Origin of the sequence: Jiangella alkaliphila, assembly GCF_900105925.1 — a bacterium.
GTDB classification, from domain to species: Bacteria; Actinomycetota; Actinomycetes; order Jiangellales; family Jiangellaceae; genus Jiangella; species Jiangella alkaliphila.
Genome location: NZ_LT629791.1, coordinates 4,480,838 through 4,497,793, shown reverse-complemented (window position 1 = coordinate 4,497,793; position 16,956 = coordinate 4,480,838). Strand labels below are relative to the sequence as shown.

Sequence of the window (16,956 nt, the reverse complement as noted above, 5' to 3'; positions counted from 1 at the left end):
AGTCACCACCCGACCAGCGAAGCCCCTGCTCAGCGGGGGCTTCTCGGTGTGTGCACTCCCCCGCCGACGCAAGGGCGAAGGGAGCTCATCATGACCACCGGCCGCTACTACGTCACCACGTCCATTCCGTACGTCAACGGCGCGCTGCACCTCGGGCACGCGCTCGAGCTGGTCCAGGCCGACGTCCTGGCTCGGCACCGGCGGCTGCGCGGATGTCCGGTCCGGTTCCTCACCGGCACCGACGACAACGCGCTGAAGAACGTCGTCGCCGCTCGCGCCGCGGGCGTGCCCACCAGGGAGTTCGTCGACGCCAACGCCGCCAGGTTCGTCGCGCTAGGCCAGTCCCTGGCGCTGTCGGTGGACGACGTCATCCGGACCAGTGCCGACCCGCGGCACCTGCCGGGCGTCAGCCAGCTCTGGGAGCGCTGTGCCGCGAACGGCGACTTCTACCGGCGCCGCTACACCGGGCTGTACTGCGCCGGCTGCGAGCAGTTCTACACCGACGCCGAGCTGACCGGCGGCGTCTGCCCGGAGCACGGCGTCGCGCCTGAGAAGGTCAGCGAGGAGAACTGGTTCTTCCGGCTGTCCCGGTACCAGGACGAGTTGCTGCGCGTCCTCGAGTCCGGCGCCGTGCGCATCGAGCCGGCCGCCAAGCGCGCCGAAGTGCTCGCGTTCGTCCGCGCCGGCCTGCGCGACATCAGCGTGTCCCGTCCGGCCGAGCGGGCCGGCGGCTGGGGCATCCCGGTGCCCGGCGATCCGTCCCAGGTCGTCTACGTGTGGTGGGACGCGGTGGCGAACTACGTGACGTCGCTCGGCTACGGCGGCGACGACGACGCGGCGCTGCGCGACTGGTGGGCGGGGTCGGCCGACCGCGTGCACGTCATCGGCAAGGGGATCGTGCGGTTCCACGCCGTGTACTGGCTGGCCCAGCTGCTCGCGGCCGGGCTGCCGCTGCCGACGGCGATCCTCGTGCACGACTACCTCACCGTCGACGGCGCCAAGATCTCCAAGAGCCGCGGCGGCACCGCCGATCCGGCCGCCATCGCCCACCGGTACGGCACCGACGCGCTGCGCTGGTGGTTCGTCCGCGAGGTGCCACGCACCGGCGACACCGACTTCACCGAACAGCGGCTGGTCGCCCGGCACGACCTCGAGCTGGCCAACGGGCTGGGCAACCTCGTGCAGCGGACGCTCACGCTGGCGCACCGGCTGCACGGCGGCGCCGTCGCCGCGCCGGACCCGGGCGGCGAGCTGGTCACTGCCGCCGACGCTCTGCCGGCCGCCGTCGACCGGGCGCTGGACGGGTTCGACCTGCGGGCCGCGACGGCCGCGCTTATCGCCGTCGCCGACCTCGGGAACCGCACCGTCGAGGCGGAGCGGCCCTGGGAACGCGACCGCCGCGGGCGCGCCGACGCCGGCGCCGTCATCGGCGCGTTGGTGTACGCGTGCCGGGTGGTGGCCGCCGAGCTGGCACCGTTCGTGCCCGGCGGCGCGGCCCGGCTGCGAGCCCAACTCGCTGAGGGTGAACGGGTCGAGCGCCCCGAGCCCTCGTTCCTGCGCCTCGCTCGACCCTAGACTCTGACACTGTTCGCCGCGGAGAGAGGACAACACACCATGGGCCAGGGCGTGCACATGCAGGAGCTGCCGGGCATCGGGAAGCGGTACGACATCGACCTGGGCAGCCCGACGCAGCGGATCTCCGTCGTCGTGCGGCACGGCGACATCCGCGACCTCTACGTCTTCACCACCAAGGGCGACGAGCCGACCGCCGTCCTCGAGCTGACCCGCGAGCAGGCGCTGAAACTCGGCGCCGTGCTGACCGGAACGTTCTTCGAGGGCTAGGCCTCCGCCGGTCGCCGACCGCGAAGGTCCGGGCGGCAGTGCGATCCGCGACGTAAGGGGAATCAGTGCACGCAGACCTCATCGGCCTGGGCGCGATCGTCCTGCTCGCCGGGCTGGCGGCCCGGCTCGGCCGCCGGTACGGCTTCCCGACCGTGCCCTGCTACATGCTCATCGGCATCGTGTTCGGCCCGGGCACGCCCGGCCCGGTGTTCGTCGAGCACCCCGAGGACCTCGCGCTGCTGGCGTCGCTGGGCCTGGTGCTGCTGCTGTTCCACCTGGGCGTGGAGTTCCCCGCCGAGCAGGTGCTGGGCAGCGGGAAGCGGCTGTTCATCGCGGCCGGCGTCTACATCGGGCTGAACGTCAGCGCCGGCCTGGCGCTCGGTTTCGCGCTGGGCTGGGGGACGTCGGAGGCGCTGGTCATCGCCGGTGCGCTGGGCATCTCGTCGTCGGCCATCGCGACGAAGCTGCTGATCGAGCTGCGCCGGCTGACGAACGCCGAGACCCCGATCATCCTCGGCATCATCGTCATCGAGGACATGTTCCTCGCGTTCTACCTGGCGCTGCTGGCGCCGGTGCTCAACGACTCAGGCTCGACCGCCGACTTCATCGTCGACCTGCTGGTCAGTTTCGGCTTCCTGGTCGCGCTGTTCGCGCTGGCCCGGTGGGGCGCGCGGGCCATCGCGCTGCTCCTGGACACCCGCGAGGACGAGCTGCTGGCCATCCTCATGGTCGGGCTGGTCGTGCTGGTGGCCGGCGTCGCGCTCGAGGTCGGTGTGTCCGAGGCGATCGGCGCGCTGATGATCGGCCTGGTGGTGTCGCGGACGACGCTGAAGGAACGGGTCGAGCAGCTGGTGCTGCCGCTGCGCGACGTGTTCGCGGCGGTCTTCTTCATCTCGTTCGGCCTGACCATCGACATCGGCGACCTCGGCGGCGTCGCGGTACCGGTCGTCATCGCCGTCTGCGTCACGCTGGTCACGAACATGACCGCCGGCATCGTCACCGCCCGCCTGTTCGGGTTCAACCAGCGGGCGGCCACGAACATCGGGCTGACGGTGCTGGGCCGCGGCGAGTTCTCGCTGATCCTGGCGACGCTGGCCATCGCGGCCGGCCTGGACGAGCGCATCGGGCCGTTCGTCGCGCTGTACGTGCTGGTGCTGGCCATCGCGGCGCCGCTGCTGGCGTCGCAGTCCAAGCACTTCGCCCGGTTCGTGTCCGACCGGCTGCTGCGGTCGCGCTGGCGGTTCGTCCAGTCCGAGACCATGAGCACAGCCTGCATGCACCAGGACCAGATGGAGGTCACCGAGACCGACATCACCGTGTGCCAGCAGTGCATCGACGACGGCGGCACCTGGGTGCAGCTGCGGCTGTGCATGAAGTGCGGGCTGGTGGCCTGCTGCGACGACTCCCCCGCCCGGCACTCGCGGGCGCACTACGAGGACGAGCACCACCCGATCATCCAGTCGCTGCAGCCGGGCGCGGACTGGCAGTACTGCTACGTCGACGAGATCCTGGTGCGCGAGCCGCTCGGCCGGTCGCGCACCGGCTGAGTCACGGGGTGACGTAGACCCACTCGAGGCCGTCGAAGCCGAGCCCGTCGAGGTGCTCGGCCCGGTTCAGCCCGGCCCGGACGGCGACCCGCTGCGAGGCGGTGTTGTCCGGCCGGATCCGGGCGACGACGGCGACGCCCGGCAGGTGCTTCGCCGCCCAATCGACGGCGGCGCGGGCGGCCTCGGCAGCCAGCCCGCGCCCCCACCAGGTGGGGTCGAAGCCGTAGAACAGATTCGTCACCTGGTCGTTGTGGAACCACATGTACTTGAGCCCGCAGAACCCGACCGGCCGGTCGGACTCGTGCCGCAGCACCGTCCAGTAGCCGAACCCCTCGGTGCGCCAGTGCGAGTCCCAGCTGTCGTACAGGCTCTCCGCGCCGTAGCGGTCGCGCAACAGGTTGGACGGGTTGTACTCGCTGGCGCGGGGGTCGCGGTAGATGTCGTAGATGATCTCGACGTCGTCGGGCTGCGGCCGTCGCAGCAGCAGCCGGTCCGTGACGAGCGTCGTGTGCCCGGCGTCTCTCACCGACGCGACGTTACCCGCCGCCGGTGACGATCATGCGAACGGCCAGCACCAGGATGACGGCGCTGGAGACGAGCGCCGTCACCAGCCGGCCGCGCGGGCCGGTGACGTACCGGCCGAGCAGCGCTCCCCCGCCGGCCAGCAGCAGTTGCCAGCTGGCCGACGCGGCGAACGCGGCGACGACGAACGCGACCGCCTCGGCGCCGCCGCCCAGCCCGCCACCACTGCCGATGACCAGGGCGGCGAAGTAGACGACGGTCATCGGGTTGATCACGGTGATGCCGGCGAACCGGACGAACGCCGAGGCCGGTGTGACGCGGTCGGCGCGGCCGTCGTCCGGGCCGGCGGCGTCGGGCCCGGCGCGGTGCCGGCGGTAGCCCGCGATCGCCCCGACGGCGGCCATGACCACCAGGACGGCGGCGGACGCCCAGCGCAGCGGCTCGGCGTACGGCTCGATGGCGCTGGCCAGCGCGGCCCCGCCGAGCACCGCTGCGATGGCGTAGCCGCCGTCGACGGCCGCGACGCCCAGGGCCGCGCCCGCGCCCACCGTCAGCGAGGTGCGCGCCGTCAGGGCCACCAGATAGGCGCCGACGGCGCCGACCGGGATCGCGATGCCGTACCCGGCCAGCAGCCCCGCGACGATCGCCGCGGTCATGGCGCTGAGGTGGTCGGCCTCCAGCCCGGGCGCGTCTGCTGCTGCGTCTTCGCCGGGCGGGCGGAGGCGGGCAGCGGGCGGGAACCGGGAGTCGAGATCATGGAGGGATGATGGCAAACGACGACGCCGTCCTCAACGGGGTTTCCGGGCCGCTGGACCTGCTCGCGCGCTGGCTGGCGGACGCCGACGCCCGGGCCTTCACGCTGGCGACGGCGTCGGCCGACGGCACCCCGCACGCGCGGACCGTGCTCGCGACCGGCGTCGACGACACGTCCGTGCGGTTCACCACGTCGCGGCCGTCGGTGAAGACCGCCGACCTCGCCGCCAACCCGCGGGCCGCCGGCGTCTTCTACTGGCCGGCGCTGCTGCGGCAGGTCACGCTGCACGGCGCCGCCGTCGAGCTGCCGCCGGACGAGGCCCGTGCGGCATACGCGGAGCGGTCGCCGAACCTGCGGGCGCTGGCCTGGGTGTACGACGAGCTGGGCGGGCAGGCGGTGGTCGACCCGGACGAGGTGCGAGCGCTCTTCGACCGCCATCGCGACCGCGACCCGGCCGCGCCGCCGCCGTCGTGGACGACGTTCGCGCTTCGCCCGGACCGCGTCGAGGCCTGGTGGATGCCCGACGGCGCCGGCGTCGCCACCCGGGTCCGCTTCGACCGCTCGGGCGGCGAGTGGACGCGTCAGTACGTCCTGCCGTGACCTACCCTGTGAGCCATGCCTGACCCGCCCGAGCACTACTACGCGAGCACGCCCGGCGTGGCCAGCTCGAGGCGGACGATCGAGGTCGAGCTGCCGGACCTGCGGCTGCGGCTGCGGCTGCTGACCGACACCGGGGTGTTCTCGCATCGCCAGCTCGACCCCGGCACCCGGGTGCTGCTGGAGAACGCGCCGCTGCCGGCGGTCCGCGGCGACCTGCTCGACCTCGGCTGCGGCTACGGACCGATCGCGCTGGCGATGGCGCACCGGCTCAAGCGCCGCCGTGTCTGGGCGGTCGACGTCAACGAGCGGGCGCTGGAGCTGGTGCGCGACAACGCCGCCGCGGCCGGGCTCGGCGGCGTGCGGGCGGCGCTGCCCGGCGACGTGCCGGCCGACGTGCGCTTCGCCGCCGTGTACTCGAACCCGCCGATCCGGGTCGGCAAGGCCGCGCTGCACGAGCTGCTGCTGCAGTGGCTGCCGCTGCTGCTGCCGGGCGGCGCGGCGTACCTGGTCGTGCAGCGCAACCTCGGCGCCGACTCGCTGGCCAGGTGGCTCGACGAGGCCGGCTTCCCGACCGCACGGCTGCTCTCCCGCGTCGGCTACCGGGTGCTCGAGGTCCAACCCAGGCGATCGGAGTAGCGAGTAGCGTGCGACAGCTCGGCGGAACGGAACTGAAGCGACTGCACCGGTCGTGGCGGCGGAAGGACTCCTTCCGGCTCTCGCTGCTGCTGGAGGACGTGCAGTCGCCGTTCAACGTGGGGTCGATCATGCGGACGGCGGCCGCGCTCAGCGTCAGCGAGCTGTACGTCGTCGGCCGCACTGCCGAGCCGAGCTCGCCCAAGGTGCAGAAGACCGCGCTGGGCACCGGCCGCTACCTGTCGTGGAGCACCCACGAGGACGTCACGACGGCGGTCCAGACAGCGCGTGCCGACGGCTACCTGGTGGTCGGGCTGGAGCTGGCCGACGAGGCCGAGCCGCTGGCCGCGCTGGACCTGCGCCGCGACGTCTGCGTCGTCCTGGGCAACGAGGACCGCGGGCTGTCGGCGACCTGCCTCTCGCTGTGCGACGCGGTCGGCTACGTGCCCCAGACCGGCCGGGTCGGCTCGCTCAACGTCGCCGCCGCGGCCGCCGTCGCCTGCTACGAGGTGCGGCGGCAGGCGTGGGCCGACGCCGGCGCCCCCGGCTCAGGGGACGCCGAGCAGGCGTAGCACGGCGGCCGTCCCGGCAGCGGCCAGCACCACGACGACGAACGGCGCCCGCCGCCAGGCCAGCACCGCGCCGACGACGACTCCGGCCGGCCGTGCGGCGCTGTCGAACTCGCCGCCGTCGAGCATCGTGGCGGTCGCGACCAGCGCGGCCAGCAGCACGACCGTCGACACCCCCAGCAGCTGTTCCACCCGCGGCGGCAGCGTCATCCGGTCGCGCAGCGCCGGGCCGGCGTAGCGGAACGCGAACGTCCCCACGCCGAGCACCAGCACGGCCGCGACCAGCGCCGTCGTCGACATCGTCATGCGGGGACCTCCACTCTCGGACGGGCCAGCGCGACCACGACGCCGGCCAGCGCCAGCAGTACCGGCAGCCCGGCCTGCAGGAACGGCGCCGTGGCCAGCGCGACCGCCACCCCGGCGCCGGCCGCCAACGCCGTCGTCCGGTCCCGCAGCGCCGGCAGCACCAGCGCCAGCAGCACGGCCGGGAACGCGGCGTCCAGCCCGAGCGCGCCCGGGTCGCCGACCACCGTCCCGATCGACGCGCCGGCCAGCACGCCGACGTTCCAGCAGACGAACAGCGCCACGCCGCAGCCCCAGTAGGCCGCGCGGCGCCGCTCCCCCGCGGGCTGGGCCAGCGCGAACGCGACCGACTCGTCGACCATGACGTGGCTGCCGGCCAGCCGCTGCCAGCCGCGCCCGACGACGTCGCCGACGGTGAAGCCGAACACGACGTGGCGCAGGTTCACCGGCAGCCCGGCCAGCACCGCGGCCACCGGGTTGCCGCCCGACGCGACCAGCCCGACGAACATGAACTGCGCCGCCCCCGCGAACACCACGACCGACAGCAGCATCGGCAGCCAGACCGGCAGCCCCTCGCCGACCGCGATGGCGCCGAACGACAGGCCGACCACCGCGTCGGCGACACACACGAGCGCGATGTCCCGCGCGAGCGCCCGATCGGCGCGTAGTGTTCGGTAGATCGAACGCATGACCACTACACTGAACGATGACAGCCACGCTCGTCAAGGCGAACGACCGACCGATGGAGCGAACGATCCGATGAGCCAGCCACCCGGCGCCCCGCTCGCCGTCGTCGCCGCGTCCCTGCAGCGCGAGCGGCGCCGTACCGGCCTGTCGCTGGCCGAGGTGGCCCGCCGCGCCGGCATCGCCAAGTCGACGCTGTCGCAGCTGGAGTCAGGCGCCGGCAATCCCAGCGTCGAGACCCTTTGGGCGCTGAGCGTCACGCTGGACGTGCCGTTCGCCCAGCTGTTCGAGCCGGCCCGGCCGCGCGTGCAGGTGATCCGCCGGGGCGAGGGTCCGGCCGTCGCGTCCGAGCGGGCCGACTACGTCGCCACGGTCCTGTCCGCCAGCCCGCCCAACGCCCGTCGCGACATCTACCTCATCGCCGCGCAGCCCGGCGAGCCGCGCGCGTCCGACCCGCACATGCCCGGCGTCGTCGAGCACGTCGTGCTGAGCAGCGGCCGGGCGCTGGTCGGGCTCACCGACGACCCGGTCGAGCTGGCGCCCGGCGACTACGTCGCCTACCCCGGCGACCTCCCGCACGTGTTCCGCGCGCTCGAGCCCGGCACCGTCGCGGTGCTCGTCTCCGAACACGTCTGAGAATTCTTCTCGGGAGTTGTCGATTCGCCCGTCGCCCGCGTGACGAGGGTATGTACGAGCCGACAACGAAGGAGGCGACAACGATGACTCAGCAGTTCCAGTTCACGTGGGACGGCGACCTGCCCGGCACGCCCGAGCAGGTCTGGGACGCCATCACCGTCCACGCCGGCGGGTGGCTCTGGCCCGTCCAGTACGAGCCCGGGGTCGGCGGTAGCGCTGCCGGCATGGGCGAGGAGGGAACGGTCACAGCCTGGGACCCGCCCCGGCATTTCGCCACCGAGAGCCCGGACCGCGGCGGCGTCAACGCGCTCGACGTCGTCCTGACGCCGGCCGACGGCGGCGCCACGACACACGTCGCCTACCGGCACCGCGGCGTGGCGGACGACGACGCCGAGGTGTCCGGCGGCCGCGAGCACACGAAGTTCTACTACCACTCGCTCGCCGAATACGTGGCGCACTTCGCCGGCCGCGAGGCCGCCTACCTCGCCGCCGACGCGCCGCCGTCGTCGGCGAAGAACGGCTTCACCACGCTCCGCCGCGCCCTCGGCATCGCCGACGACGTCGTGGCCGGCGACAGCGTCCGGCTCACCCCGTCGGGCCTGCCCGCGATCGACGGCGTCGTCGACTACGTGGCACCGGAGTTCCTCGGCGTCCGCACCGAGGACGCGCTGTACCGTTTCTACGGCCGCGACGCCTGGGGCTGGCCGGTCGGCGTCGCGCACCACCTGTTCGCCCCCGCCGCCGACGGCGTGGCCGCCGGCCGCGCGTGGCAGGCCTGGCTCGATGACCTCTACCCCACCGACACCACCGAGGAGTCCTGATGGCTCAGTACGCGATCCTCATCTTCGAGCGCGAGGCGGAGGGCGGCCAGGCGCCGGACCTGCCGCCGGAGATCCTCGAGGCGCACGGCGCGCTGCCCGGCCGCATCACCGAGAAGGGCGGCAAGGAGCTGGGCGGCATCGCGCTGGAACCCAGCGCGACCGCCACGTCGATCCGCGGCGACCTCGTCACCGACGGCCCGTTCATCGAGACCAAGGAGGCGCTGGCCGGCGTCTTCGTCATCGAGGCGCGCGACCTCGACCACGCGATCGAGCTGGCCAAGATGACGCCGATCGTCAGCGGCGGCGTCGAGGTGCGACCGCTGCTCGGGCTCGACCTCTCCGGGCTGACGTCCTGACCGTCGAGACCGCTGTCGCCGACGCGCACCGTCGCGAGTGGGCCTTCGTGCTCGCCGCGACGGTGCGCGTCACGCGCGACCTCGACGCCGCCGAGGAGGCCGTTCAGGACGCGTACGTCCAGGCGCTGACCCGGTGGGGCCGCGACGGCGTCCCGGCGAAGCCCGGCGCCTGGCTGACGACGGTCGCCCGGCGGACCGCGCTCAACAACCTGCGGCGGCAGCGGACGTTGCAGGCGAAGCTGCCGCTGCTGCTGATGGACGTCGACGACTCCGCCGGTGTCGAGGCCGTGGCGCTGGACGACGCCGCGCCGATCCCGGACGACCGGCTGCGGCTGATCTTCACCTGCTGCCACCCCGCGCTGTCGCAGGAGGCGCAGGTCGCGCTGACGCTGCGCCTGGTCTGCGGCGTCAGCACCCCCGACATCGCGCACGCCTTCCTCGTCACCGAGCCGACGATGGCCGCCCGCATCACCCGGGCGAAGAAGAAGATCGCCGCCGCGCGCATCCCGTACGCGGTGCCCGTCGCGGCCGACCTGCCCGCCCGCGTCGATGCCGTGCTGATGGTCGTGCATCTGCTCTACGCCACCGGGCACACGGCCCACTCCGGTGAGAACCTCGTCCGCGACGAGCTCACCGGCCGCGCCCTCGACCTCGCCCGCATGCTGCGCCCGCTGCTGCCGTCCGAGCCGGAGACCGCCGGGCTGCTGGCGCTGCTGCTCGTCCACCAGGCCCGCCGCGCCACCCGCACCGACGCCGGCGGGCGGCTGCTGCGGCTGGAGGAGCAGGACCGGTCGGCGTGGGACCGCTCGCTGATCGCCGAGGCGGACCAGCTGGTGGTGGGTGCGCTGCGGGCCGGGCCGCCCGGACGGTTCACGCTGCAGGCCGCGATCGCCGCGTTGCACGCCCAGGCGCCCGGCTACGCCGAGACCGACTGGCCGCAGATCCTCACCCTGTACGACGAACTGCTCCGCCGCTGGCCGTCCCCGGTGGTGGCGCTCAACCGCGCCGTCGCCGTCTCGATGGTCGACGGCCCGGCCGCCGCGCTGGCCGAGGTCGAGGCGCTGGAGCGCGACGGCCGGCTGGACGGCTACCGCTACCTGCCCGCCACCAAGGCCGACCTGCTCTCGCGCCTCGGCCGGCACGCCGAGGCGGCCGCGGCCTACCGGGCGGCGCTGGCACTGAGCGACAACGCCGCCGAACAGGAGTTCCTGCAGGACCGCCTGAGCCGTACGCTGCCGCCCTGACCGCACCCAGGCCGAGCCGGGGTGTGCGGCCGTCAGCCCGTCCAGTGCGGCGGACGATCCAGGCCGGCGGGCAGCCGGGTCGCGGCGTCGCCCACGGCGGCGGTGGCCTGCGGCTGGGTGAGGAACAGCGCGCCCGAGAGGTCCGTGCCACGCAGGTCGGCCGCCCGGAAGTCGGCCCCGATGACGTCGGCGCGGTCCAGCGTCGCGCCGCGCAGGTCGGCGCCGATGAGGTAGGCGCTGCGCAGGTCGGCGCCGGTGAGGTCGGCGCCGCGCAGGTTCTTGCCCATGAGGTCGGCGCCGCGCAGGTCGCGGGCCGGGGTGCCGGCGCGGGCCAGCCGCGACGCCTCGCGCAGCAGGACGTCCGCGTCGGCCCGCGCCGCCCCGACGTCGATCGCCGCCAGCTCCGCCGCGGGCGCCCCCGCGAGACCGGACAGCCGCACGAACAGCGCGTCCAGCGCCGGCCGCACCTTCGCCGCCGCCGCGAACCCGCGCGCCGCGTCGACGTGCCAGAGGACCTCGTGCAGCGGCCGCAGCACCTCGAACGCGGCGGTGAGCTCCGCCCGCATCGGCACCGCCCCGCCGAACGTCACCTGGACGACCTGCTGACCTGCGCCGAAGCAGTCGTACACGGTGCAGCCCGGGAAGCCGCGATCGCGCAGGGTGGCGTGGATGCCGCAGCGGAAGTCGTCGCGCAGGTTCGGGCACGGCTCCCCCGCCGGCTTGTCGATGGCGAAGTCGGCCGAGCGCGTCAGCGCCGGCACCACGCAGCACAGCCCCGCGCAGCGAGCGCAGTCCGCGCGCAGTTCGAGCACCTCCGAAGCATACGAGCGCGGCGGCGTCAGGCCGGCACGAACCCCACATGCACGGCCTTCTCACCGGCGGTGAACCCGGTGCACCGGTAGCCCGGCACGCCCACACCGTCGTCGAACAGCCGCTCGCCGCCGCCGAGCAGCACCGGCGAGATGGCGATCTCCAGCTCGTCGATCAGCCCGGCCCGCAGGTACTGCCGGATCGTCGCCGCGCCACCGGCGACGAGGACGTCCCGGCCGCCGGCCGCGGCGAACGCCTGGTCGCGGGCCGCCTCGATGCCGTCGGTGACGAAGTGGAACGTCGTGCCGCCCTCCATACGGACGGACGGGCGCGCGTGGTGGGTCAGCACGAACACGTCGTGGTGGTACGGCGGGTTCGGGCCCCACCAGCCGGTCCAGCTCTCGTCCGGCCACGACCCGCGGACCGGGCCGAACATGTTGCGGCCCATGATCGTGCCGCCGATGTTGCGCCAGTTGCGCTGGACGTACTCGTCGTCGACGCCGACCGGTGCGGCCGCGGTGGGGTCGGCGGCGTCGAAGGTCGGGGTGGCGATGGCCCAGTCGTGCAGGTCTTCGCCGCCGATGCCGAGAGGGTTCTCGAGGCTCTGGTCCGGTCCGGCTCCGTAGCCGTCGACGGACACGGAGTACATGTGGACGCGGAGCTTCTGTGTGGTCGTCATGTCCATAGGTCGGTGTCGGGTGCGGGACTTCTACATCATGCCGCCGACTTCTTCTTGGCGGCCGTCTTCTTCGCGGTCTTCTTCGCCGTCTTCTTCTTCGCCGCCGTCTTCCCGCGCGTCTTCTTCGCCGCCGCGACGCTGTCCTGCAGCGCGGTGAGCAGGTCGGTCGCGCCGGTGGCGGCGGGCGGGCTCTCGGCCACGACCTCCTTGCCGTCGCGCTTGGCCTCGACCAGCTCCTCGACCCGTTCGGTGTAGGTGTCGTGGTAGCGCTGCGGCTTCCACGGCTCGGTCATCGCCTCGACGAGGTCGACGGCCATCGTCAGCTGCTTGCCGCGTGACGCCGCCTTGGGCAGGTCGCCGAGCTCCTTCACCGGGTCGCGGATCTCATCGGCGAAGAACATCGTCTCCAGCACCAGGACCGGCCCGGACGCGCGGACGCAGGCCAGGTACTCCTTGCCGCGCATGACGAACGTCGCGACGGCCGCGCGGCCGGTCTTCTCCAGCGCCGTGCGCAGCAGCGCGTACGAGGAGGCGGTGTCGTCGTCGCTGGGGCCCAGGTAGTAGCTCTTCTGGAAGTGGATGGGGTCGATCTCGGCCAGCTCGACGAACTGCTCGATGTCCAGCGACCGGGACCGGCCCGGCGCGACCTCGTCCAGCTCGTCCCGCTCGACGATGACGTACTCGCCGCCGCCGACGTCATGGCCCTTGACGACGTCGTCGTACTCGACCTCGTCGCCGGTGCGCTCGTTGACCCGCTTGTACCGGATCCGGTCCGCCGTGCCCCGCTCGAACTGGTGGAAGTCCACCTCGTGCTCCTGCGTGGCGGAGTAGAGCCGCACCGGGATCGAGACCAGCCCGAGGCTCAGGAACCCGCTCCAGATCGACCGTGCCATGCCTCGGCTATACCCGGAACGGGCGGAAGAAGTCGCGCAGTTCCTGCGCGTACAGCTCAGGCTCCTCGAACGCCGCGAAGTGGCCGCCGCGCTCGGGCTCGGTGACGCGGACGACGTTGGCGGTGCGCTCGAGCCAGGCCCGCGGCGGCCGCACGACGTCGCCCCGGAAGATGGAGAAGCCCGACGGCACCTCGACCCGGCGGGTCAGCTGCGCCACCGGGATGGCGGAGTTGGCCTGGTACATGCGCATCGCGGAGCCGATGGTCGCGGTGAGCCAGTAGATCGTCACGTTGGTGAGGATCTCGTCCTTGCTGAACCGCTGCTCCACGTCGCCGTCGCTGTCGCTCCAGGAGGACAGCTTCTCTACGATCCAGGCGGCCAGGCCGGCCGGCGAGTCGGTCAGCCCGGCGGACGCGGTCTGCGGCTTCGTGCGCTGCATGGCGGCGTACGCGCCCTCCGTCGCGCCCCAGGCCGCGACGTGCTGCATCCACTCGCGCTCCTCCGGCGCCAGCTCGGCCGGGTCGCCGGTGAAGATCGGCAGGCCGGCGTCGGTGCGGTGCACGGCGACGACGCGGTCGGGGTGGTCGAGCGCCAGGTAGCGGCTCACATGGCTGCCGAGGTCGCCGCCGGCGGCACCGAAGCGCTCGTACCCGGCCGCCGTCATCAGCTTCGCCCACAACCCGGCGACGGCGACGGAGTCGAGCGCGCGTCCCGGGCGGTCGGAGTACCCGTACCCCGGGAGGTCGGGCACGACCACGTCGAACGCGTCGGCCGGGTCGGCGCCGTGCGCGCCCGGGTCGGTGAGCAGCGAGATGACCTTCGTGTAGCGCCAGAAGGAGTCGGGCCAGCCGTGCGTCAGCACCAGCGGCAGCACCGGCCCGGACGGCGCGACCGCACGGGCGTGCACGTAGTGGATGCCCAGCCCGTCGATCGGCACCCGGAACCGCGGCAGCCGGGCCAGCGCCGCCTCCTGCGCCGGCCAGTCGAACCCGTCGGCCCAGTAGCCGACCAGCTCGCGCAGGTAGCCGACGTCGGTGCCGAGCGACCAGCCGGCGTCCTCGGGCGCGTCGACCCAGCGGGTGGCCCGCAGCCGGGCGCGCAGGTCGTCGAGCTCCGCGGGCGTGGCCTGCGGGGCGAACGGCTCGGGACGGGGCTGGTCGTCGCTCATGCGGCTCACTTTACGAGCCGGGTCCGACAACGGTCACGCGCGCCGGACGTCCTGGTAACCGCCCTGGGGCGGGACCATCTCGGCTCGGACACCGAGCAGCCGGATCGGCCGTGCGTCGTCGAGAGCCTCCAGGAGGTCCAGCGCGGTCCGCGTGATCACCGCGGGATCGAACGTCGGCTCAGGCAGCTTGCGGATGCGGTTGTAGGTGAAGAACGGGGCGAACCGCACCTTCAGCGCCACCCTTGAGCAGGCGCGGCCGTCCTTGCCGATGTCCTCGACGACCTGGTCGGCCAGCGCACGCAGGGCCGCCGCGATCTCCTCGGGCGTGGTGAGGTCGCGCTGGTAGGTCGTCTCGCGGCCGTGTGCGCGCGGAACCCATGGGGTGTCGTCGACGATCGCGCTGCTGACGCCGCGGCCAAGCCGCCCGATGTGCGGGCCGATCGTGGGCCCGAACTCCTCGGCGAGCGGCGCCTCGGGGGCCTCAGCCAGTTCACGAACGGTCCCGATGCCCAGGTCCGCCAGCCGGGCGGCGATCCGGTTGCCGACACCCCACAACGCCGTCGTCGGGCGGTCGCCCATCACCTCCATCCACCTGTGCCGGGTCAGCCGGTACACGCCGCGCGGCTTGCCGAAGCCGGTGGCGATCTTGGCGCGCACCTTGGTGTCGCCGATGCCGATCGAGCAGTGCAGCCCGGTCACCTCGAGCACCGCGGCCTGTACGGCGCGCGCCGTCGCCTCGGGGTCGTCGACGTCGACGCCGACGAACGCCTCGTCCCAGCCCAGCAGCTCGACCACCGTTCCCGGGAAGGACCGCAGCGTGTCCATGACCTGTGCCGACGCCGCCTCGTAGACGGGGAAGTCGACGGGCAGGAACACCGCGTCCGGGCACCGGCGCGCGGCCGTCTTCAGCGGCATCCCCGACCGGACGCCGAACTCGCGCGCCTCGTACGACGCGGTCGACACGACGGCCCGTTCGGCCGGATCACCTCGCCCGCCGACGATCACCGGCCGTCCGGCCAGCTCCGGACGGCGCAGCACCTCGACCGCCGCCAGGAACTGATCCAGGTCGACATGCAGCACCCAGGCCGTCATGCCTCCATCTTCGCGGTGGTCGCCTCGTAGGTCGACGGGCTCGGTGACTCAGCTGAGCGTGTCGATCAGCTCCAGCAGCGCTTGCTCGAGTGTGGCCTGGCCGGCGGAGTCGTCGACCTGCCTGACGGCGTGGTTCAGCTGAGCCACCGCCGACCTGTTGTTTCCCTTGTCGGCCTGCTTCTCGGCCTGGTCGACAGCCTGCCGGACCCTGGCGGCGGTGTTGGCGTCGATGTCAGCGGCCCGGACCACCTGGTCGAGGTTGGCCAGCACCACGGCGAAGCTCGGCGCCGCGACCAGCTCGGACATCAGCTGGGAGTTGAACTGGTCCAGCTGTACCTCGGAGGCCGCCTCGATCTCGTTCGCCGTCAGGAGCTCGCTCGCCAGCAGCTCGTACGTGTCGAAGCCACGGGCGATCTCGGTGCCGTAGATGAAGCCGTTGTACCAGTAGGCCGACCACAAGCCACCGAGATTGAGCCCAGCAGGGTTCGGGGAGTTGATCGGGCCACGGTCGAAGAACGCGATCTCGACCGGGTTCGCGGTGTCGGTGAAGTCGACGACCGAGACGCCGCCCTGGTACCAGGCCTGGACGTAGATGTCGCGGTTGGGCACCGGGATGACCGACGAGTTGTGCGCCACGCAGTTCTCCTGCGACGTCTGCACCGCGGGCATCTTGTAATAGCTCGCGAACTCCATCTCCCCGTCGACGATGTCGAACAGTGCGTCGGCACCCCACTCCGGCAGGTCGGTCACGCGGCAGCGGGCTGAGGTGCCGCCACCCCATTCGTCGGTGAACATGACCTTGGTGCCGTCGTTGCTGAACTGGGCCGAGTGCCAGTAGGAGAAGTTCGGGTCGGAGACCGCGTCCATGCGCACCGGGTTCACCGGGTCGGAGATGTCCAGCAGGAGGCCGTTGCCCTGGCAGGCGCCGGCGAGCAGGCCGATCTCCGGGAACGCGGTGACGTCATGGCAGGTGTTGGTGTTGGGCAGCGGTGAGTAGGCCGTACCGGACGGGTGCAGCGCGCCGGAAAGGGTGTTCTGCAGGCCGTTGAAGGCGCCCGTGCCGGGGTCGGTGAAGATCCGCGGCTGGCTGACGACCTCGGCGTCCTCGGGAGCGTCCAGCGGGACCTTGATGACGTCGATGCGCCATTGCGTCGGGTTCCCGCTGGTCACCGGGTCCTGAGTGAGAGCAGCGTTCTCGCACCCCGCCAGCTCCAGCGGCGACCGCACCCCTGCGGTGCCGGAGTTGTAGACGTAGATGTTGTCCGGGTCGTCCGGGTCGGTGACCAGTGTGTGGGTGTGCGAGCCGCGGCACAGCTGCACGCCGGGCAGCTGGATCGGGTGGTCGAGGTCACTGATGTCGAAGATGCGCACGCCGCGGAACCGCTCCGGGTTCACCGCGCCGGGTGCGCCCTGCGAGCCGCAGTCGATGCGCCCACGCGTCTCCTCGACCGAGAAGAAGAGCAGGTCTCCGAACACCGAAGGGTCACCCTGCCCGCCCGGGCAGACGAACGAGCTGCGAAGGACCGGGTCGGTCCGGTCGGAGATGTCGTAGATCTGGAAGCCGTTGAAGCCGCCGACGATCGCGTTGTCGCCGGTGAATGCCAGGTCGGAGTTGACGAACCCGAAGTTGCCCGGCGGGGCGTCGAACGGCGCCACCCGCGGGTCGTTGTCGAGCAGGTCGAGATTGCTGCTGGCTTCTGACCAGGGGAAATACCCCGGCGTGAGGCCGACCCTAGGGTCGTCGTCCTGCGCGGAGGCCGCCGCGGGGAGCAGGCCGCCGAGCAGGAGCATGGCCCCGAGGAC

The 16,956-nt window shown here is 72.8% G+C and carries 20 protein-coding genes; 10 read left to right on the top strand and 10 right to left on the bottom strand.

The genetic code is table 11. The features are described 5' to 3' along the window. Positions 1–90 precede the first annotated feature (90 nt). From BLV05_RS20515 to BLV05_RS20505, 3 genes are all read left to right on the top strand, one after another. The gene (locus BLV05_RS20515; RefSeq protein WP_046769276.1) at positions 91–1,575 is read left to right on the top strand and encodes a methionine--tRNA ligase; all 1,485 of its coding nucleotides are present in this window, start codon (positions 91–93) and stop codon (positions 1,573–1,575) included. A 39-nt stretch (positions 1,576–1,614) separates the two neighbouring features. Beyond that, positions 1,615–1,842, top strand: coding sequence for a hypothetical protein (locus tag BLV05_RS20510; RefSeq protein ID WP_046769275.1), 228 nt, complete (start codon positions 1,615–1,617; stop codon positions 1,840–1,842). 65 nt (positions 1,843–1,907) lie between these two features. Next, complete coding sequence (locus tag BLV05_RS20505) at positions 1,908–3,389, top strand: cation:proton antiporter domain-containing protein (RefSeq protein ID WP_046769274.1); 1,482 nt, start codon at positions 1,908–1,910, stop codon at positions 3,387–3,389. A 1-nt stretch (position 3,390) separates the two neighbouring features. Here the strand turns inward: BLV05_RS20505 and BLV05_RS20495 are convergent, their stop codons facing one another. Next, positions 3,391–3,915, bottom strand: coding sequence for a GNAT family N-acetyltransferase (locus tag BLV05_RS20495; RefSeq protein ID WP_046769273.1), 525 nt, complete (start codon positions 3,913–3,915; stop codon positions 3,391–3,393). A gap of 10 nt (positions 3,916–3,925) precedes the next feature. Then, positions 3,926–4,567 carry a LysE family transporter gene (locus tag BLV05_RS20490; RefSeq protein ID WP_046769272.1) on the bottom strand — a complete coding sequence of 214 codons (642 nt, stop codon included), beginning with the start codon at positions 4,565–4,567 and terminating at the stop codon, positions 3,926–3,928. 110 nt (positions 4,568–4,677) lie between these two features. Between BLV05_RS20490 and BLV05_RS20485 the strand changes: the two genes are divergently transcribed. The 3 genes from BLV05_RS20485 to BLV05_RS20475 are packed head-to-tail and all read left to right on the top strand — an operon-like array spanning position 4,678 to position 6,470. Further along, positions 4,678–5,265, top strand: a complete 588-nt coding sequence (locus tag BLV05_RS20485) for a pyridoxine/pyridoxamine 5'-phosphate oxidase (RefSeq protein WP_052762541.1) — start codon at positions 4,678–4,680, stop codon at positions 5,263–5,265. Between the two features lie 15 nt (positions 5,266–5,280). After that, complete coding sequence (locus BLV05_RS20480; RefSeq protein ID WP_046769270.1) at positions 5,281–5,901, top strand: class I SAM-dependent methyltransferase; 621 nt, start codon at positions 5,281–5,283, stop codon at positions 5,899–5,901. Positions 5,902–5,909: 8 nt separating this feature from the next. Continuing rightward, a complete protein-coding gene (locus BLV05_RS20475) occupies positions 5,910–6,470 on the top strand; it encodes a TrmH family RNA methyltransferase (RefSeq protein WP_046769269.1) in 561 nt (186 codons plus the stop codon). On the opposite strand, the gene BLV05_RS20470 is transcribed toward BLV05_RS20475, so the two are convergent. Both BLV05_RS20470 and BLV05_RS20465 read right to left on the bottom strand, forming a co-directional pair. Continuing rightward, a complete protein-coding gene (locus BLV05_RS20470; RefSeq protein WP_046769310.1) occupies positions 6,447–6,767 on the bottom strand; it encodes an AzlD domain-containing protein in 321 nt (106 codons plus the stop codon). The two genes, BLV05_RS20475 and BLV05_RS20470, sit on opposite strands and share 24 nt — an antisense overlap. Positions 6,768–6,769: 2 nt before the next feature. Next, the gene (locus BLV05_RS20465; RefSeq protein ID WP_046769309.1) at positions 6,770–7,459 is read right to left on the bottom strand and encodes an AzlC family ABC transporter permease; all 690 of its coding nucleotides are present in this window, start codon (positions 7,457–7,459) and stop codon (positions 6,770–6,772) included. A gap of 70 nt (positions 7,460–7,529) precedes the next feature. Between BLV05_RS20465 and BLV05_RS20460 the strand changes: the two genes are divergently transcribed. The 4 genes from BLV05_RS20460 to BLV05_RS20445 all read left to right on the top strand — a co-directional run bounded on the left by BLV05_RS20460 (position 7,530) and on the right by BLV05_RS20445 (position 10,511). Continuing rightward, the gene (locus BLV05_RS20460) at positions 7,530–8,090 is read left to right on the top strand and encodes a helix-turn-helix domain-containing protein (RefSeq protein ID WP_046769268.1); all 561 of its coding nucleotides are present in this window, start codon (positions 7,530–7,532) and stop codon (positions 8,088–8,090) included. A gap of 83 nt (positions 8,091–8,173) precedes the next feature. Then, positions 8,174–8,911, top strand: a complete 738-nt coding sequence (locus tag BLV05_RS20455) for an SRPBCC domain-containing protein (protein ID WP_046769267.1) — start codon at positions 8,174–8,176, stop codon at positions 8,909–8,911. Further along, the gene (locus BLV05_RS20450; RefSeq protein ID WP_046769266.1) at positions 8,911–9,267 is read left to right on the top strand and encodes a YciI family protein; all 357 of its coding nucleotides are present in this window, start codon (positions 8,911–8,913) and stop codon (positions 9,265–9,267) included. Before BLV05_RS20455 ends, BLV05_RS20450 begins: the two co-directional genes overlap by 1 nt. Before the next feature lie 47 nt (positions 9,268–9,314). Further along, entirely contained in the window at positions 9,315–10,511 is a 1,197-nt protein-coding gene (locus BLV05_RS20445; protein WP_046769265.1) for an RNA polymerase sigma factor, read from the top strand. 32 nt (positions 10,512–10,543) lie between these two features. On the opposite strand, the gene BLV05_RS20440 is transcribed toward BLV05_RS20445, so the two are convergent. Genes BLV05_RS20440 through BLV05_RS20415 form a run of 6 tightly spaced genes read right to left on the bottom strand, consistent with a single transcriptional unit; the run spans position 10,544 to position 16,944 of the window. Continuing rightward, positions 10,544–11,323 carry a pentapeptide repeat-containing protein gene (locus tag BLV05_RS20440; protein WP_082155286.1) on the bottom strand — a complete coding sequence of 260 codons (780 nt, stop codon included), beginning with the start codon at positions 11,321–11,323 and terminating at the stop codon, positions 10,544–10,546. A 26-nt stretch (positions 11,324–11,349) separates the two neighbouring features. Continuing rightward, positions 11,350–12,000: a dihydrofolate reductase family protein gene (locus BLV05_RS20435; RefSeq protein ID WP_046769308.1), complete on the bottom strand. Its 651-nt coding sequence runs from the start codon at positions 11,998–12,000 to the stop codon at positions 11,350–11,352. A gap of 35 nt (positions 12,001–12,035) precedes the next feature. Beyond that, entirely contained in the window at positions 12,036–12,893 is an 858-nt protein-coding gene (gene ku / locus BLV05_RS20430) for a non-homologous end joining protein Ku (RefSeq protein ID WP_046769263.1), read from the bottom strand. Between the two features lie 7 nt (positions 12,894–12,900). After that, positions 12,901–14,061 carry an epoxide hydrolase family protein gene (locus tag BLV05_RS20425; RefSeq protein ID WP_046769262.1) on the bottom strand — a complete coding sequence of 387 codons (1,161 nt, stop codon included), beginning with the start codon at positions 14,059–14,061 and terminating at the stop codon, positions 12,901–12,903. A 33-nt stretch (positions 14,062–14,094) separates the two neighbouring features. Beyond that, positions 14,095–15,153, bottom strand: coding sequence for a DNA polymerase IV (locus BLV05_RS20420; RefSeq protein ID WP_046769261.1), 1,059 nt, complete (start codon positions 15,151–15,153; stop codon positions 14,095–14,097). A 48-nt stretch (positions 15,154–15,201) separates the two neighbouring features. Beyond that, on the bottom strand, positions 15,202–16,944 hold the full coding sequence (locus BLV05_RS20415; RefSeq protein WP_046769260.1) for a methyl-accepting chemotaxis domain-containing protein: 1,743 nt from the start codon (positions 16,942–16,944) through the stop codon (positions 15,202–15,204). Positions 16,945–16,956 lie beyond the last annotated feature (12 nt).

What these genes read in the sequence shown, in the direction of transcription:
- BLV05_RS20515 (WP_046769276.1), top strand. Translation starts at nt 91, where the DNA reads ATGACCACCGGCCGCTACTACGTCACCACGTCCATTCCGTACGTCAAC.
- BLV05_RS20510 (WP_046769275.1), top strand. Translation starts at nt 1,615, where the DNA reads ATGGGCCAGGGCGTGCACATGCAGGAGCTGCCGGGCATCGGGAAGCGG.
- BLV05_RS20490 (WP_046769272.1), bottom strand. Translation starts at nt 4,567, where the DNA reads ATGACCGCGGCGATCGTCGCGGGGCTGCTGGCCGGGTACGGCATCGCG.
- BLV05_RS20485 (WP_052762541.1), top strand. Translation starts at nt 4,678, where the DNA reads ATGGCAAACGACGACGCCGTCCTCAACGGGGTTTCCGGGCCGCTGGAC.
- BLV05_RS20480 (WP_046769270.1), top strand. Translation starts at nt 5,281, where the DNA reads ATGCCTGACCCGCCCGAGCACTACTACGCGAGCACGCCCGGCGTGGCC.
- BLV05_RS20470 (WP_046769310.1), bottom strand. Translation starts at nt 6,767, where the DNA reads ATGTCGACGACGGCGCTGGTCGCGGCCGTGCTGGTGCTCGGCGTGGGG.
- BLV05_RS20465 (WP_046769309.1), bottom strand. Translation starts at nt 7,459, where the DNA reads ATGCGTTCGATCTACCGAACACTACGCGCCGATCGGGCGCTCGCGCGG.
- BLV05_RS20460 (WP_046769268.1), top strand. Translation starts at nt 7,530, where the DNA reads ATGAGCCAGCCACCCGGCGCCCCGCTCGCCGTCGTCGCCGCGTCCCTG.
- BLV05_RS20455 (WP_046769267.1), top strand. Translation starts at nt 8,174, where the DNA reads ATGACTCAGCAGTTCCAGTTCACGTGGGACGGCGACCTGCCCGGCACG.
- BLV05_RS20450 (WP_046769266.1), top strand. Translation starts at nt 8,911, where the DNA reads ATGGCTCAGTACGCGATCCTCATCTTCGAGCGCGAGGCGGAGGGCGGC.
- BLV05_RS20435 (WP_046769308.1), bottom strand. Translation starts at nt 12,000, where the DNA reads ATGACGACCACACAGAAGCTCCGCGTCCACATGTACTCCGTGTCCGTC.
- ku (WP_046769263.1), bottom strand. Translation starts at nt 12,893, where the DNA reads ATGGCACGGTCGATCTGGAGCGGGTTCCTGAGCCTCGGGCTGGTCTCG.
- BLV05_RS20425 (WP_046769262.1), bottom strand. Translation starts at nt 14,061, where the DNA reads ATGAGCGACGACCAGCCCCGTCCCGAGCCGTTCGCCCCGCAGGCCACG.
- BLV05_RS20420 (WP_046769261.1), bottom strand. Translation starts at nt 15,153, where the DNA reads ATGACGGCCTGGGTGCTGCATGTCGACCTGGATCAGTTCCTGGCGGCG.
- BLV05_RS20415 (WP_046769260.1), bottom strand. Translation starts at nt 16,944, where the DNA reads ATGCTCCTGCTCGGCGGCCTGCTCCCCGCGGCGGCCTCCGCGCAGGAC.